This is a genomic window from Desulfovibrio sp. 86 (assembly GCF_902702915.1).
Lineage (GTDB): Bacteria > Desulfobacterota > Desulfovibrionia > Desulfovibrionales > Desulfovibrionaceae > Desulfovibrio.
The window spans coordinates 3160364-3175002 of sequence record NZ_LR738849.1 but is presented as its reverse complement, the minus strand read 5'-3'; the positions used below and the strand labels follow the sequence as shown (position 1 = coordinate 3175002).

Annotated in this window: 13 protein-coding genes; 11 read left to right on the top strand and 2 right to left on the bottom strand. The window is 56.6% G+C overall.

Going from position 1 to position 14639, the window contains the following annotated elements; all coding sequences use genetic code 11:
- Positions 1–157 precede the first annotated feature (157 nt).
- The 11 genes from DESU86_RS12995 to DESU86_RS12945 all read left to right on the top strand — a co-directional run bounded on the left by DESU86_RS12995 (position 158) and on the right by DESU86_RS12945 (position 12807).
- A complete protein-coding gene (locus DESU86_RS12995) occupies positions 158–763 on the top strand; it encodes a TetR/AcrR family transcriptional regulator (protein ID WP_179981432.1) in 606 nt (201 codons plus the stop codon).
- Positions 764–872: 109 nt separating this feature from the next.
- On the top strand, positions 873–2030 hold the full coding sequence (locus DESU86_RS12990; RefSeq protein ID WP_179981431.1) for an iron-containing alcohol dehydrogenase: 1158 nt from the start codon (positions 873–875) through the stop codon (positions 2028–2030).
- Positions 2031–2092: 62 nt separating this feature from the next.
- Entirely contained in the window at positions 2093–3487 is a 1395-nt protein-coding gene (locus DESU86_RS12985; protein WP_179981430.1) for an NAD-dependent succinate-semialdehyde dehydrogenase, read from the top strand.
- Between the two features lie 221 nt (positions 3488–3708).
- On the top strand, positions 3709–4545 hold the full coding sequence (locus DESU86_RS12980; protein ID WP_179981429.1) for a nitroreductase family protein: 837 nt from the start codon (positions 3709–3711) through the stop codon (positions 4543–4545).
- Positions 4546–5358: 813 nt separating this feature from the next.
- Positions 5359–6537 carry a branched-chain amino acid ABC transporter substrate-binding protein gene (locus tag DESU86_RS12975; protein WP_179981428.1) on the top strand — a complete coding sequence of 393 codons (1179 nt, stop codon included), beginning with the start codon at positions 5359–5361 and terminating at the stop codon, positions 6535–6537.
- A gap of 79 nt (positions 6538–6616) precedes the next feature.
- The gene (locus tag DESU86_RS12970; RefSeq protein ID WP_197957566.1) at positions 6617–7540 is read left to right on the top strand and encodes a branched-chain amino acid ABC transporter permease; all 924 of its coding nucleotides are present in this window, start codon (positions 6617–6619) and stop codon (positions 7538–7540) included.
- A gap of 2 nt (positions 7541–7542) precedes the next feature.
- Positions 7543–8700: a branched-chain amino acid ABC transporter permease gene (locus DESU86_RS12965; RefSeq protein ID WP_179981427.1), complete on the top strand. Its 1158-nt coding sequence runs from the start codon at positions 7543–7545 to the stop codon at positions 8698–8700.
- Positions 8700–9497: an ABC transporter ATP-binding protein gene (locus tag DESU86_RS12960; RefSeq protein WP_179981426.1), complete on the top strand. Its 798-nt coding sequence runs from the start codon at positions 8700–8702 to the stop codon at positions 9495–9497. Before DESU86_RS12965 ends, DESU86_RS12960 begins: the two co-directional genes overlap by 1 nt.
- Positions 9484–10200 (top strand): ABC transporter ATP-binding protein, encoded by a 717-nt coding sequence (locus DESU86_RS12955; RefSeq protein WP_197957565.1) that lies wholly within the window; start codon positions 9484–9486, stop codon positions 10198–10200. Before DESU86_RS12960 ends, DESU86_RS12955 begins: the two co-directional genes overlap by 14 nt.
- A 49-nt stretch (positions 10201–10249) precedes the next feature.
- Positions 10250–11374, top strand: a complete 1125-nt coding sequence (locus tag DESU86_RS12950; protein WP_179981425.1) for a M20 family metallopeptidase — start codon at positions 10250–10252, stop codon at positions 11372–11374.
- A gap of 125 nt (positions 11375–11499) precedes the next feature.
- On the top strand, positions 11500–12807 hold the full coding sequence (locus DESU86_RS12945; RefSeq protein ID WP_179981424.1) for an amidase: 1308 nt from the start codon (positions 11500–11502) through the stop codon (positions 12805–12807).
- A gap of 113 nt (positions 12808–12920) precedes the next feature.
- Here DESU86_RS12945 and DESU86_RS12940 read toward each other — a convergent pair whose 3' ends face one another.
- Together DESU86_RS12940 and DESU86_RS12935 are read right to left on the bottom strand one after the other, a co-directional pair.
- Positions 12921–13733, bottom strand: coding sequence for an SDR family NAD(P)-dependent oxidoreductase (locus tag DESU86_RS12940; protein ID WP_179981423.1), 813 nt, complete (start codon positions 13731–13733; stop codon positions 12921–12923).
- A gap of 19 nt (positions 13734–13752) precedes the next feature.
- Positions 13753–14604, bottom strand: a complete 852-nt coding sequence (locus tag DESU86_RS12935; protein WP_179981422.1) for an acetoacetate decarboxylase family protein — start codon at positions 14602–14604, stop codon at positions 13753–13755.
- Between the last annotated feature and the right edge of the window lie 35 nt (positions 14605–14639).

Sequence of the window (14639 nt, the reverse complement as noted above, 5' to 3'; positions counted from 1 at the left end):
TCCGTGCAAAGCCAAACTGAAATTCTCTTGCCATAACCATTTGGTTTTAAAAAAATTTATACAAAGTTTCTGCCCTTGGCTGCAAAAATATAGTGCAGCCCCAAAAAAATTTGCCTGCCTACTAGACAACCGGTCTACTACGAACTATATATGCCCCATGAAGACGATAACACCAGTTGCCGAAGTTCGGCGCCATATTCTCGAAACCGGGCAGGCCATCATGGGCGGCAAGGGGTTTTCAGCCGTCGGGTTGACAGAAATCTTGACCGCAGCTGGCGTGCCCAAGGGATCCTTCTACTATTATTTCAAATCCAAGGATGCCTTTGGTGAAGCCCTGCTTGAGCAGTATTTCGCTGACTACATGGCGGAACTCACAGAACTGCTGGAAAAGCCAGGACAAAGCGGCGCGCAGCGCCTGATGGCCTACTGGGAAAAATGGCTCAAAACTCAGGCGGGCTGCGACTCCCAGGGCAAATGCCTGGCGGTCAAGCTTGGGGCCGAAGTTGCGGATTTGTCCGAAGCCATGCGCAGCGCGTTGCGGATTGGCACAGCAAAAATTATGCAGCGTCTGGCAAAAGCAATAGAAGACGCGCGCGCTGATGGCTCTCTGGCTGTTGAGGGTGATGCCCTTTTTTTAGCCGAAATTCTGTACCAGCTGTGGCTGGGGGCGAGCCTTCTTGAAAAAATTACCAGAACTGGCGAGTCCCTTAAAACAGCTATGGCTGCAACTCACCGTATTCTCAATGTTCCCCCCCAAAATTAAGGAGATTATTGCGCGGCATGGCATTGCCGGCGGGTAAATTTGTTTCTATTTTATAGTTGACCGGTCTAATATATGGCAACCAAGTCAGCCCACAAAAATGGAGCCTCTCATGAACGATTTCAATTTTTACAACCCCACCCGTATCGTGTTCGGTAAAAACACCATCGCACAACTGGATGCGCTTGTCCCTGCAAAGGCCCGCGTGCTTGTCCTGTACGGAGGGGAAAGCGCACGCAAAAACGGCACTCTGGATGAGGTCCGCACGGCCCTTGGCGACCGTGACGTTCAGGAATTTGGCGGCATAGAGCCCAATCCGGCCTTTGAAACCTTGATGCAAGCCGTTGAGCAGATCCAGCGCGAAAAAAATGACTTCCTGATTGCTGTCGGGGGCGGCTCGGTTATTGACGGTACAAAATTCATTGCCGCAGCCGCCTGCTTTGAGGGTGACCCCTGGTCTATTATGGAAACGCATGGCTCCAACGTTACCCAGGCTCTGCCCTTCGCCAGCGTGCTGACCTTGCCGGCTACCGGCTCGGAAATGAACAACGGAGCGGTGATAACCCGTAGCGCAACGCATACCAAACTGCCCTTCATGAGTCCCCATGTCTTCCCGCAGTTTTCCATACTTGATCCGACCAAGACCTTTACCTTGCCTGAAAAACAAGTTGCCAACGGCGTTGTTGATGCCTTTGTCCACGTTGTCGAACAGTATCTGACCTATCCGGTCGATGCCCGCGTTCAGGACAGATTTTCCGAAGGGCTGCTGCAAACCCTGATTGAGATCGGGCCGAAGCTCATGACAGACAAGCAGAACTACGACCTTTGCGCCAACCTGATGTGGACGGCGACCCTGGCGCTCAACGGACTGATCGGGGCGGGCGTTCCCCAGGACTGGTCAACCCACATGATCGGCCATGAACTGACCGCCCGTTACGGCATAGATCACGCGCGTACCCTGGCCATTGTGCTGCCGGCAAACTTGCAGGTACGGAGAGCGGCCAAACGTGAAAAACTGCTGCAATACGCCGCCCGTGTCTGGGGCATCACCAATGGAAATGAAGAAGAACGGATTGACGCCGCCATCACAAAGACGCGGACGTTTTTTGAAAGCCTCGGCTTGCCGACCACACTGTCCGCCTACAACCTTGGCGAGCAGGATATCAATGCCATTGTCGGGCAGCTTGAAGCCCACGGCATGACGGCGCTTGGCGAAAAGAGCGACCTTACCCCGGAGATCAGCCGGCGCATACTGGAAGCCAGCCTTTAATCGTGCGTAATCTGAAGTATTCATCAACAGTAACACACTATCCAACAATATTGGAGAAAGTCATGGCTTACGCTACAACCAATCCCTATACAGGCGAAGTACTGAACGTTTTTCCTGATGCGACTGACAGCCAGGTGGATCAGGCGCTCGATGACGCCCACAATGCCTTTCTTTTATGGAAAGACACCCCTCTTTCCCAACGCAAGGTCATTTTGCAACGCGCGGCGGACCTGTTGCGCGAGCGGGCCACCGACTATGCCCGCCTGCTGACGCTGGAAATGGGAAAAATTACCGCTGAAGGTCGGGCCGAAGTGGAAATATCCGCCGGTATTTTTGAATATTACGCGAACAATATGGAAACGCTGTTGGCGCCGGAAGCGTTGAGCGTCGCGCACCCTAACGAAGGCAAGCCGACCCTGGTGTATGAACCGCTCGGCATCATTCTGGCCATTGAACCCTGGAACTTTCCCATTTATCAGGTCGCCCGCATTCTGGCTCCGCAACTGGCCGCAGGAAACACCATGCTGCTGAAGCACGCCTCGAATGTGCCGCAAAGCGCCGCCGCCTTTGACCAGTTGATGCTCGACGCCGGCCTGCCCGACGGGGCTTTCCGGAATCTTTTCGCCACGCGGCAGCAAGTTGAAAAGATCATCAACGACCCGCGAGTCCATGGTGTGGCTCTGACCGGTTCCGAAGGGGCCGGGGCGATAATAGCGGCCCAGGCCAGCAGGGCCTTGAAAAAATCCACCATGGAGCTTGGCGGCTCTGACGCCTTTGTGGTGCTTGCCGACGCGGAACTCGACAAAACTGTGAACTGGGCCGTATTCGGGCGTCACTGGAACGCTGGCCAGGTGTGCGTCTCTTCCAAGCGGATGATTGTGGTGGATGAGGTGTACGATGCCTTTCTAAGCCGTTACATTGAAGGCGTGGCCCAACTGAAAGCGGGCGATCCTTTTGATCCGTCCACGACGCTGGCGCCATTGTCCTCGCAAGCGGCGGCCGATGAAATCCGGGGCAAGATCCGTGAGGCCGTTGCCCACGGCGCGACCGCCACCGAAGTGGGGCCAAAAGTCCCGTCGCAGGGCGCTTTTGTGCAGCCGACCATTCTCAGCAACCTGACCCCGGATAATCCGGCCTATTATTGGGAGTTTTTCGGCCCGGTCACCATGATTTTCCGGGCAAAAAACGAAGAAGAAGCGATTCAAATCGCCAATGACTCGCCGTACGGGCTGGGCGGTTCGGTGTTTACGGCCGACCCTCTGCACGGCGCTGAAGTCGCCAAGCGCATTTCCACCGGCATGGTGTTTGTCAACCATCCAACATCCCCCAAAGCTGACCTGCCTTTCGGAGGCATCCGCCGCTCCGGTTATGGCCGTGAGCTGACTGACCTTGGCATAAAGGAGTTCGTCAACCACAAACTGATTTGCATCGTTGATATAGACGCACCATTTTTATAGGCCCTAACGTACGTCTCGGGCTATCTCCAAAACTTCCTGGAGACAGCCCCCATCCGCCACCAGGGCGAATCCGGAAACCAAAGCGTTCAATTCTTGCCTGAAAGGGGACACGGAGCATGGCCTTTTGTCTTTGGATTTTCCCCATGCGTACATCTTTCGCCCTTCGTTCATCAGCTGTATGATTGGAACGACATGCAGGATCTCTTGCATGACGCCAAGAAATGAAAACACCACAATATTCAAAGGATAATGCTATGCCTGCTTTTCTTGTAGACACCCACCACTGTAAAAAAGATGGTATTTGCGTCAGTGTCTGCCCTGTCGCTGCGTTGCGTCTGAACGACGACAACTTCCCTGAGAACACTCCGGAAGGGGCTGCGCAATGCATTTCCTGCGGTCAGTGCATTGCCTTTTGCCCTCACGGAGCCTGTTCGCTGGAGGGTGTCGCCGTTGCAGATACGCCTACGCCAAATTTCGCAAAAAAGCCGCCTGAGGAGCAACTTACAGCTTTTTTGCTGAGCCGACGCTCCATACGTCAATATCGCAAAGAACCCGTCCCCCAATCCACAGTTGATGCAATTATGGAAGGGGTGCGTTATGCGCCCAGTGCGGCAAATACGCAGCCATTACGATGGATATTGATCAATTCCCGTGAAAATCTCAAAAAAGTTGGAGATCTTGTAGCCCAAGGGATGGAAACCCTGGCCCCTGATGATGCCCATCTTCGTTCCACAGTCACAGCATGGCGCTCCGGTACGGATGTCTATTTTCGGGGCGCTCCCCAGATGATGATTGCCGTGGCTCCGAAGGACTGGTCATGGGGAAGGGAAGATGGCGCTGTGGCACTCACCTATTTTGAATTGCATGCACTGGCCCATGGGGTTGGCTGCTGCTGGGCGGGATATTTTACCGCCATAGGCGCGAAGTACACCCCCCTCCAAAAATTTCTCGGAGTAGAAGAGCATGAGGTGATTGTAGGTGGGCAGTTTTTCGGCATCTCCAAGCTGCGGCCACATGCCCTGCCCCCCAGAAAAGAAATAAATCTCACCATAAGGTGATGTTGCTACTCAAAAAAGCTCAGGGATTGGTTGGCAAATAACGTTTTAGTTTCCATCGTTGGGGCTCACCTGTCTATCCACATAACTATGCCAAACGATTCCAGTGTATTGCAATAAATCCCTTACCTGATGCCCACAGGGTTAGCCCCGGGAGTCGGTTTTGAAAAAGGCTGCACAAACGTGCAGCCTTTTTTCGTTTCAAAAATGGCGTCTGAAAGCATGCTCTCTAGGGCGTTTTCGCATTGAGAATATCCATTCTCGCGGTAGCCATTGCCCGCAGGGCTTGCCTGAACCGTTGACGGAACCGTCTTGCGGGGCAGGACAGCACCACTACGGATGGCGACAGTGATTGTATGGAACAAGCTGTGTCGTTACGCATGCTGTCTTCGCGGCGGGCGTCTGCTCCCACATCCGCCAGAGCAATTTCAAAGTGAAAATGCTTTACGCTGCGCCAGTTGGGATGCGTTTATGAGGTGTTCGTCCTTGATTGCGGTGAAGCACTTTTCGGCCTCTAGTAACATGTCAGCTTGGTTAAAGTAGTTTTCTTCCAGCTCTGGAGAAAAGGTAATAGGCTGTTTCTGGTACAGAAAAAGTACAGATCGTAGTGTACTTGAAGGATTTCAGGGGGGCGTTAGTGTGAGCAACTCCCCAATTGATACAAAAACGTTCCACACTCCCGTTTAAATTACAAATTTGTACCACACAAAAACTCTCAATTATAAAAAAAATATATATTTAGTAATGTTATAATAAACTTCAGCATGGCACCATTCTTGCTGTTTGTAAGCTCAAACAAACATGTGGAGGATTGCCATGTCCCGTATCTCGATCAACTGGCGCAAAGCACTTAGCTGCTGCGCCGCAATTTTATGCCTCGCCACCTCAGTAGAGGCCCGTGAGACCGTCAAGGTTGGTTTTGTGGGCCCCCTTACTGGCGGCGTGAGCGCCATTGGCGTTGGCGGGCGCAATTCTGCGGAGTTGGCCGTCAAGCAACGCAACGAAGACCCCGACCGCAAATACGACTACCTCTTTGTATCGTATGACGACGAATGCAAGCCCAACATCGGCATTCAGGTGGCTACCAAGCTGGCCTCAGACCGCAAGGTTGCGGCTGCCGTAACCCACTACTGTTCTGCCGTGGCTCTGGGCACGGTGGATATCTATCACCGCTTCCATATGCCCGCAGTGGTCTGGGGCGCAGTGCATCCCGGCATTACCTACGGTAATGACTACAAGGAAATTTTCCGCACGCCCGGCACCATGATCAACCAGAACCAGGTGGCGGCCAAGTTTATGACCGACCAGGGCTACAAAACCTTTGCAATCATCCATGACATCACCGACTACGGCAAATCCCACAAAGACTATTTTACCCAGTTCATCACCGAACAGGGCGGCAAAGTTTTAGAAACCTTTGGTGTTACCCCCGATCAGCAGGATTTCACCGCAGAGCTGACCAAGATAAAGTCTCTGCACCCCGACGTGATATACTTTGGCGGCCTTGTGCCCGTGGGCGTGCGCGTGCGCTCGCAGATGGAAAAGCTCGGCCTCGACGCCCAGTTTGAGGGCGTCTCGGGCATCAAGTCTGACGCCTTTGTGACCGGCGTGGGCAGCGAGGTGGCCGAAGGCAGCCTGAGCTTTATTGAAGGTACCCCGCTTGAAAAGCTGCCCGGCGGTGAAGCCTTTTTACAGAGCTACAAGGACCACGGCTATGCTGAATCGCCCGAAGCCTACGGCCCCTTTGCCTACGCCAGCATGAAGCTTGTTCTGGATACCATTGAAAACACCGGACCCAACCGTGAAAAAATCACCGAGGCGCTGAGCGCAGTTAAGGGCGTGGACACCCTGGTGGGCAAGGTGACCTTTGACGACCACGGCCAGAACATTGAGCCCGCCGTCAGTACATTTGTGGTCCAGGACGGCCAGTGGGTTTTCTGGAGCGATAGCGACTACGCCTCCGGCAAGCGCCAGCTCAGGCACCCCAACAAGTAAACCGCACGTTTCGGGCATACCGTCCGGCGAGATCCTCTCGCCGGACGGAGACAAAGACCAGCAAGGCAAGGACTTCCGCATGGACATGTCACTTCTCATTCAATTCGTCATCAACGGCCTTATGCTGGGTATGATGTACGCATTGGTCGCCGTGGGATTCACCATTTTTTTCGGCGTACTTGATGTCATTATTTTTTCCCACGGCGACACGGTGATGCTGGGCGGTTTTTCCGGCCTCGCCATGTATATGTACCTGCAGCACATGTTTCCCGGGCTTGCTCCGGGCTGGTCGCTGCTCTGGGTGGCGCTTACGGCGCTGACCACCATGGCCCTACTGGGCATGTTGCTGGCCAGCACCATGATCATGCGTCTACGCGCGGCCCCCGCGCTCAATACGCTGCTGGCTACCATGATGCTGGGCACAGTGCTGCGCGAATCCATACGCCTGTTTTTTCCCAACGGCTCAAACCCTCAGCCATTTCCGCATCTTTTGCCTGACTGGTCGCTGAATTACGGGCAGCTTTCGCTGCGGTTCGACAATCTGGTGCTGTTCAGCGCCGGTGCGGCGGCTGTGGTGCTGATACACCTGCTCATCTCGCGCACGCGGCTGGGCATGGCCATCCGCGCCGTGGCGCAGGACAGCGAAGCCGCGCAGCTCATGGGCGTAAACTTTTCGCTGGTGGTGCTGACCGCCTTTGCCCTTGGCTGTGGCGTTGCCGCGCTGGCGGGCATCATGAACGGCATCTACTACAATGAAATCAACTTCAGCATGGGCCTGCTGCTGGGGGCCATTGGCTTTAGCGCGGCCGTCATCGGCGGTCTGGGCAATATTTACGGAGCCATCCTGGGCGGATTCATCTTTGCGTTTTTGCAGACCATCGGCGCTGTGGCCCTGCCATTTTCAAGCGCGTACAAAGATGTTTTTGCGTTCAGCGTCGTTATCGTGCTTATGGCCTGGAAGCCCACGGGCCTTCTTGCCGAAAAATCCAGCCAAAGGGTCTAGCCATGTTTTCCTTACGTAATACGCCTGCCGGGCCCCTCACCTGCGTACTGACCGCAGTGGGCATAACGGTTTTTCTTGCCCTGTTTTTGATGGCTGAAGAACAGACCACCATTCTGCTTTATCTCGGCGTGGGGCTGTTTATGCTGCTGGGCCTGAAGGTTAGCGGTCTGCTGGATGTATTGTTGCAGGCCGCCCGCCAGAACGAATCCCTCTGGACGCGTTTAATGCTCTGCATGAGCCTTGCGCTGATATTGATCTTCCACGACGACCATTACAGCCTGTTTTTGCTGGGCACCATCATGACCTACTCCGTCGCTGTGCTGGGGCTCAACGTGCAGCTGGGCTACGCGGGGGTCATCAACTTTAGCGCGGCCTCGTTTTTTGGTGTGGGCGGCTACACGGCGGCCCTGCTCATGGCCAATGCGGGCGTGCCCTCGCTGTTGGCGCTGCCGCTGGGCGGCGTGGCCTCGGCTCTCACGGGCTGCATACTGCTGCTACCGGTACTGCGCACGTCGGGCCACTATGCAGCCCTTGTGACCATGGCCTTTGCCTTGCTGTTCAGGGTGTTTCTTGAAGTCTGCCCCTGGTTTGGCGGCCCTCAGGGCATACCGGTTGAAGGGCTGAACGTGCTCGGCGCAAGCTTTATGAATGATATGAGCATAGCCGGATTGGATTTTTCATTTTACGCCAAATACGACCTTTTTGCCCTGCTGATGCTCTGCCTGACCTTTGGCTTTATCCGCCGCCTGGAGCGCTCGTGGTTCGGGCTTTCCATGGACGCGGTGCGTGGTGACGAGGTCGCCTCGGCCTGCTTTGGCGTAAGCATCGCACGCTGGAAAATAACGGCTTTCACCATGGGTAACTTTATTTCGGGCATGGCGGGCGCGTTTTACGCCATGATGCTGGCCTACATCAGCCCGGCCAATTTTTCGTTTGCCGATTCGCTGCTCTTTCTTTCCATTTTGCTGCTGGGCGGCATCGGCAACAGCTGGGGGGTGCTGGTGGCCACCGCCTTTGTGGTCGCCCTGCCGGAAAAATTCCAGGTTATTCAGGAATACCGGTACCTCATCTACTCCAGCATCGTGCTCTTGATGATCATCTTTCGCCCGGCCGGGCTGCTGCCCCGCCGCGTCCGCAGTTACACGGGAGGCATGGCATAATGTGCGCCCATCTTCTTGAATGTACGGGGCTGTCCATGCGCTTTGGCGGGCTTATGGCGCTTCAGTCGCTGGATATCCACGTGGACAGCCACGAGGTCGTGGGCCTTGTGGGTCCCAACGGTTCGGGCAAAACAACGTTTTTCAACGTTGTGACGGGCATCTACCACCCCTGCGCGGGCAAGGTCATGTTCAATGGTCAGGACATCACAGGCCTTTCGCCGCAGGAGGTTTACCGGGCGGGCATAGCGCGCACGTTTCAGCGCTCGCGCCTGTGCCTCGATCTTACGGTGTTTGACAACATCATGATCGGCAGCCACAAGACCCTTGACCTGTCGTTTGTGCACAACATACTGCAACGCAAAGCCTTTTTAAAGAAATGCCACAAATATGAAGAAACCGCAGCCGCCCTGCTGCGGGCGCTGAACCCAGACCTGCCAGACAAGCTGCACCACGCGGTCAGCGAACTGAACATGATCGACCGGCGGCGGGTGGAACTGTGCCGCGCGCTGATCGGCAAGCCCAAGCTGCTGTTTTTGGACGAACCCTCGGCAGGCATGACCCACGAGGAAACCCAGCAGCTCATGGACGAAATTGTGCGCATGGAGACCGGCGAAGCCAAACCCGCCATTGTGCTTATCGAGCATGAAATGAACGTGATACGCCGCATAACCAGCCGCTGTGTTGTATTGAACTTTGGCGAAAAGCTGTGCGAAGGCAGTTACGAGAAGGTAACCGCCGACCCCATGGTGCAGGAAGCCTATCTCGGCACGGAGGTGTGCGAAGATGAACAAGTTTAAACCTCTGATGGTCGAAAATCTGCATGTGGCTTACGGAAAGGCCGATGTGCTCTGCGGCGTATCGCTGGAGATCCAGCCCGGCAAAACAACCTGCCTGCTCGGCTCCAACGGTGCGGGCAAGACAACCCTCATCCGCGCTTTAGTGGGGCTGACGCCTCCAAGGTCGGGCAATATCCAGTTTGCAGGCGTGGACATTACCGGCATGGCCCCGTACAAAATAGTGCGGATGGGCATATCGTGCATACCTGAAGGGCGGCGCGTGTTCCCCAAGATGAATGTGGAAGAAAACCTGCTCATGGGGGCGTATCAGGAGCCATCCGCCGCCAAGATACAGAACCGGTTGGCGCGGGTTTATGAAATCTTTCCCCGGCTGCGCGAAAGACGCGCGCAGTTTGCGGGCACCATGTCGGGCGGCGAGCAGGCCATGGTCTCCATCGGGCGCGGCCTGATGAACGAGCCTCGCCTGCTGATCATCGACGAACCATCGCTGGGCCTCTCGCCCGCGCTGGTCAGTGAAAACTTCAGGGTCATACGCTCAATCTGCGAGAGCGGCATTGCCGTTTTTCTGGTAGAGCAAAACGTACGGCAAACCCTTGCCATAGCCCATCAGGGCTACGTGCTTTCGCAGGGGCGCATTGTGGCTGGCGGCACCGCCAAAGAACTCAAAGAAAACGCCGAAGTACAAAAAGCCTACTTTGGCTGAACCCGGCAAGGAGGCGTCGCCTGGGCAGCGCCCGGCAGACGAAACCCATATGACATACGCACCATCATCAGTAGAACTGGCCCAAAGCCTCATAGGCTACAACACAATTTCTGGCGGCAACGAGCGTCAGGCACTGGAACCCCTTGCACGGATACTGTCCGACGCTGGCTTTAGCGTTGTTTTTGACGCCTACGACCCGTCCGACCCACAGCGATGCAGTCTTTCCGCACGCCTGCGGCCCGAGAGCTGTCTGCCTGCCCTGTGCCTGTGCGGCCATATCGACACTGTGCCCCTGGGCGCTGCGGAATGGCGCATGCCTCCTTTTGAGGGCCGTATACAAAACGGCCTGCTTTACGGACGCGGCAGCAGCGATATGAAGAGCGGCGTTGCGGCCATGGTCTGCGCTGCCGCGCAAATGGCCCGGCACATACGCGGCGATCTGGTCGTGCAGGTCTACGGCGGCGAAGAAACCGGCTGCGAGGGATCCTTCCACATGGCGGCGCAGCCGCAATTTCTGAGCAATATAGCGGCGGTTGTGGTGGCGGAGCCTACCTCATGCCGTCCGCTGTGCGGGCACAAGGGCGCTCTGTGGCTTACCTGCAAAACCACGGGAGTTACGGCGCACGCATCCATGCCGCACAAGGGCGACAACGCGCTGGCAAAACTGCTGCCCTTTGCCAACGCCATGTGCGCATTCCATCTTGAGGGCGACCATCCGCAGCTTGGGGGCGGCACATGCGTCGTCTCCACACTGCATGCGGGCTGCAACAGCAATTCCGTACCGGACAGCGCCGCCATGACCATTGATATCCGCACCGTGCCCCAGCATAATCATGATGAAATACGCACGGCTGTGGCCGCCATGGCCGGGCCTGACATCAGCATGACAACCACCCTTGACATACCCGCCGTATGGACAGACCCCGCCCATCCCTGGATGAGTCGCGCCTTTGACGTGCTCACCCCTCTGCTGGGACACAGGCCCGATGTGGCCACGGTGCAGTTTTTCACCGATGCGGCCGCACTGCGGCCCCGACTGCCAGACGTGCCCATAATGATACTTGGCCCGGGAGATCCCTCCATGGCCCACCAGATGGACGAATACTGCGCCGTGGAGCAGATAGAGCTTGGAACAAAAATGTACTCTGCCCTGCTGACGGACTGGTGCGCATAAACAGCCGGGCACGGCGCAGGAACAAAGGGCATATATTGTCGCGCCAGTGACTTGCAATCTGCGCCGTGCCCATGACAGCGCTCCGCCGCAGGCGTATTCCCTCAACCCGCATCTGAGGAGGAACCATGCCCCGCTTCGCACTGCCCCCTGTTCTTGGGTTCGACCTCTTTCGTAAAGCCGATGCCGACACGCTACTGCGCATATACAGGGGGCTTTTTTTGCGTATTGCTGCCAGCGAAGGAAAGTTGTTCATCTTTGCAGAGGGAGGTTTTCGCCCCCAAATGGTGCTGGACGAACTGGAGGAAGCCCTGCGGCGCTGGCCCGAAGTTGCGGGCAGACCGCCGCTGTTTGGCGTGCCTGTGGGCATCAAGGATGTTTTTCGCACCAACGGGTATGCCATACGCTGCGGTTCGCTGTTGCCGTCCATCCTCTTTGCCGGAGATGAAGCCCCTCTGGTGACGCGGTTGCGTGAGGCAGGGGCCATTGTTATGGGCATTACCGCCACAACGGAATTCACCCACGCCGAACCGGCGGCCACGCGCAACCCTTGTAACAGGCGGCATACGCCGGGCGGCTCCAGCAGCGGATCTGCCGCCGGCGTGCGGGCCGGGTATTTTGCGCTGGCGCTCGGCACGCAGACCATGGGATCGGTCATACGCCCCGCAGCTTTTTGCGGCGTGACGGGGTTCAAGCCTTCGCAGGGGCTTTTGCCGGGCCAGGGTATCATCAACTTTTCGCCCAGCCTGGATCAGGCGGGATTTTTCTGTGCAACATCACAGGATGCGGCAACCACCCTGTCGCTTTTTTGTGATGCGCCAGCCGGGGGGCGCAAGGCTTCTGCCCTGTTTATCGTGCCAGAAGGCGCGTATATGGACGAGGTCGAGCCGGGCATGCGCAGAGCCTTTGACCAATACTGCAACCGCCTGGCTCGCCTGTCGGGAGTGCGCATCAAAACCATGCCGGTTTTTGACGACTGGCAGGGCATACGCGACCGACACCAGCAGCTTGCCGCAGCGGAACTGGCGCAAATGCACCGAGCGTGGTTTGCGGATTTTGGCCCGCTATACCGGCCAAAGACGCGTGAATTTATCGAATTTGGGCAAATCCTTGGCGATGGCGTCATTGAGACGGGGCGCGCATCGTGCGCCAATCAGCGTAAAAAGCTGGATGATCTGCTGGCCGACATGAAGGCAGACGCCTTTCTGGCCCCTGCCGCGCCCGGTGAGGCCCCCAAGGGATTCGCCTCCACGGGCAACCCGGTCATGAACGTGCCGTGGACGCATGCAGGGCTGCCCGTAGTATGCCTGCCCATGGATAAAGTGCGCAACGGTTTGCCGCTGGGCGTGCAGGCGGCCGGCCGTTTTGGCCGTGATGCGGAACTTATGGCGCTTGCGCCGCTGCTCGAAACCGCCGCCGCTCCGATGCGTTTATAATGGATAATGGATATCGAGGGCCGTGGCAGCCGGCCACAGGCCCGTCCAGATCCAGAGCAAGCCATACCATGCGCATGGTCCTGACTGCATGCCCATAGCTGGGACACTCGCCGTCAGATGGCGGTAATGCCTTTACGGCGTTCGCGCGCCACATGCAGCAGATACGCGTCTATTTCCTCCTGCTTTTGAGTGTCATAGCACGCAGCGCCACCCAGAGCGTCATTGTCGTCGCCAAAGATTACCCTGTCGTTATTCGCAACACCGTTCAGGATCCGGCTCGCGGACTGCTGTGGCGTCTGCGCGCTTTTCGGCGGTTCAAGATCGCCCCATATGGCGGTCACTGTCGTGCCCGGCGTGGCGGAGGATATCTTGATGTTGTCGTCCCAGTATTCAGTGCGCAAGGCGACGGAGAGCGCGTTGAGCGCCGCCTTGGTGGCGGCGTAGCGCGACTGCTGCGCCATGGGCGTAAAGGCAATCCCGGAAATGATATTGATAATCTGGCCGCTCCCCTGCTTGACCATGATGGGCAATGCGGCCCGCATGCCATACAGTGCGCTGAAAAAATTCAAGTCGAACGCGGCCTTCCAGTCCGTGTTTGTCATGTCGGCGAAGTACCCCGGAAAACCGGCTCCAGCGTTGTTGACCAGAAGATCGAGCCGACCTCCAAAAAAAGACACGGCATCGGAAATCAGGCTTTGTACCGCCTCTTCACTGGTGACATCGCACTGAATGCCCTTCACCCGGTTTTTGTAGCGTTCTTGCAGCCTTTTTTCATGCTGTTCCAGATTGTTCGAATTTATGTCCGCCATCACCACGGCGGCCGCGTTGCTCTGAAGCAGCTCCTCCACGAGCGCCAGCCCGATGCCGGACGCGGCCCCTGTCACAACAGCGCTTTTTCCGGCGAAATAGTCGCGATTATATTCCATGCTTCAGGCTCCTTTTTGTTTACTCGTAGCGCTGGTGCTCGCGGCACAGGAGGCTTCGGTCGTATCTGCCGGAGTAGAGGTACTGCATCAACTCGGGCCCCGCTTCCGGCTGGTAACGATGTATGACCGTTTGGCTCCGAACGCTGTTGTCTACCCTGGCCCAGCCTGCGCCCAGAACGGTTGTCAGGGGGATGTCACCCCACGGGTCGTCCATGGTGGAAGCGAGTTTTACCGTCGCGGTCGCCGGTTCCCAGAAGTGAAACCGCATGGGGCTGTCGTAATAGAGGATTTCCATGTTCCGGAACCCGCCTGCCTCGTTGATTCCATATCTGTGCAGAAGGCATCCTCCCCCTTCGACCAGTTTGCCGCCCGGCGACGCCTGACAGTTTTCCTGCTCCAGCTGGAACGCGGGATGGTTATATTGCCCCATTTCCATTTCGACCTCGACCAGCTTGACGCCGCCGCGTTCCACAAAGCAGTGCGCGTACGCATCAGTTCGCTCGACCCGTATCCGATCACAGATTTTCTTCGGCAACCCCGAAAATTCGCGCCCGGTGAAGGCTCCCATCAAGGCTCCAGGCCCGCTCAACTGGAGGTTGAAGAAGTAGAGCCCGGTGGTATCCCCGCATTTCGCCATTACGCCGACGCCTGCCTCCATGTACCAGGGGGCGAAGGTTGGTTCGCGGATATTGACGGCATACAGCATAAACAGGGGGCAGTCAGGATCGGCGGGTTCGAGAGGCGGCGGCAGCAGCCGTTTCACGCTCGGATCGGTCAGACCGTAGACATACACACCTTCCATGGCGTTCATCGTGGCATCCGCCATAAATTTCATCATTTTTTCTACCGGGATGAAATAGCTGCTGTGCATGGGCGATTCTCCTGTTTTTACAGCTTCCAGAACAC

Excerpts from the sequence above, each read along its gene's own strand:
- DESU86_RS12995 (WP_179981432.1), top strand. The coding sequence starts at position 158 with ATGAAGACGATAACACCAGTTGCCGAAGTTCGGCGCCATATTCTCGAA.
- DESU86_RS12990 (WP_179981431.1), top strand. The coding sequence starts at position 873 with ATGAACGATTTCAATTTTTACAACCCCACCCGTATCGTGTTCGGTAAA.
- DESU86_RS12985 (WP_179981430.1), top strand. The coding sequence starts at position 2,093 with ATGGCTTACGCTACAACCAATCCCTATACAGGCGAAGTACTGAACGTT.
- DESU86_RS12980 (WP_179981429.1), top strand. The coding sequence starts at position 3,709 with ATGAAAACACCACAATATTCAAAGGATAATGCTATGCCTGCTTTTCTT.
- DESU86_RS12975 (WP_179981428.1), top strand. The coding sequence starts at position 5,359 with ATGTCCCGTATCTCGATCAACTGGCGCAAAGCACTTAGCTGCTGCGCC.
- DESU86_RS12970 (WP_197957566.1), top strand. The coding sequence starts at position 6,617 with ATGGACATGTCACTTCTCATTCAATTCGTCATCAACGGCCTTATGCTG.
- DESU86_RS12965 (WP_179981427.1), top strand. The coding sequence starts at position 7,543 with ATGTTTTCCTTACGTAATACGCCTGCCGGGCCCCTCACCTGCGTACTG.
- DESU86_RS12960 (WP_179981426.1), top strand. The coding sequence starts at position 8,700 with ATGTGCGCCCATCTTCTTGAATGTACGGGGCTGTCCATGCGCTTTGGC.
- DESU86_RS12955 (WP_197957565.1), top strand. The coding sequence starts at position 9,484 with ATGAACAAGTTTAAACCTCTGATGGTCGAAAATCTGCATGTGGCTTAC.
- DESU86_RS12950 (WP_179981425.1), top strand. The coding sequence starts at position 10,250 with ATGACATACGCACCATCATCAGTAGAACTGGCCCAAAGCCTCATAGGC.
- DESU86_RS12945 (WP_179981424.1), top strand. The coding sequence starts at position 11,500 with ATGCCCCGCTTCGCACTGCCCCCTGTTCTTGGGTTCGACCTCTTTCGT.
- DESU86_RS12940 (WP_179981423.1), bottom strand. The coding sequence starts at position 13,733 with ATGGAATATAATCGCGACTATTTCGCCGGAAAAAGCGCTGTTGTGACA.
- DESU86_RS12935 (WP_179981422.1), bottom strand. The coding sequence starts at position 14,604 with ATGCACAGCAGCTATTTCATCCCGGTAGAAAAAATGATGAAATTTATG.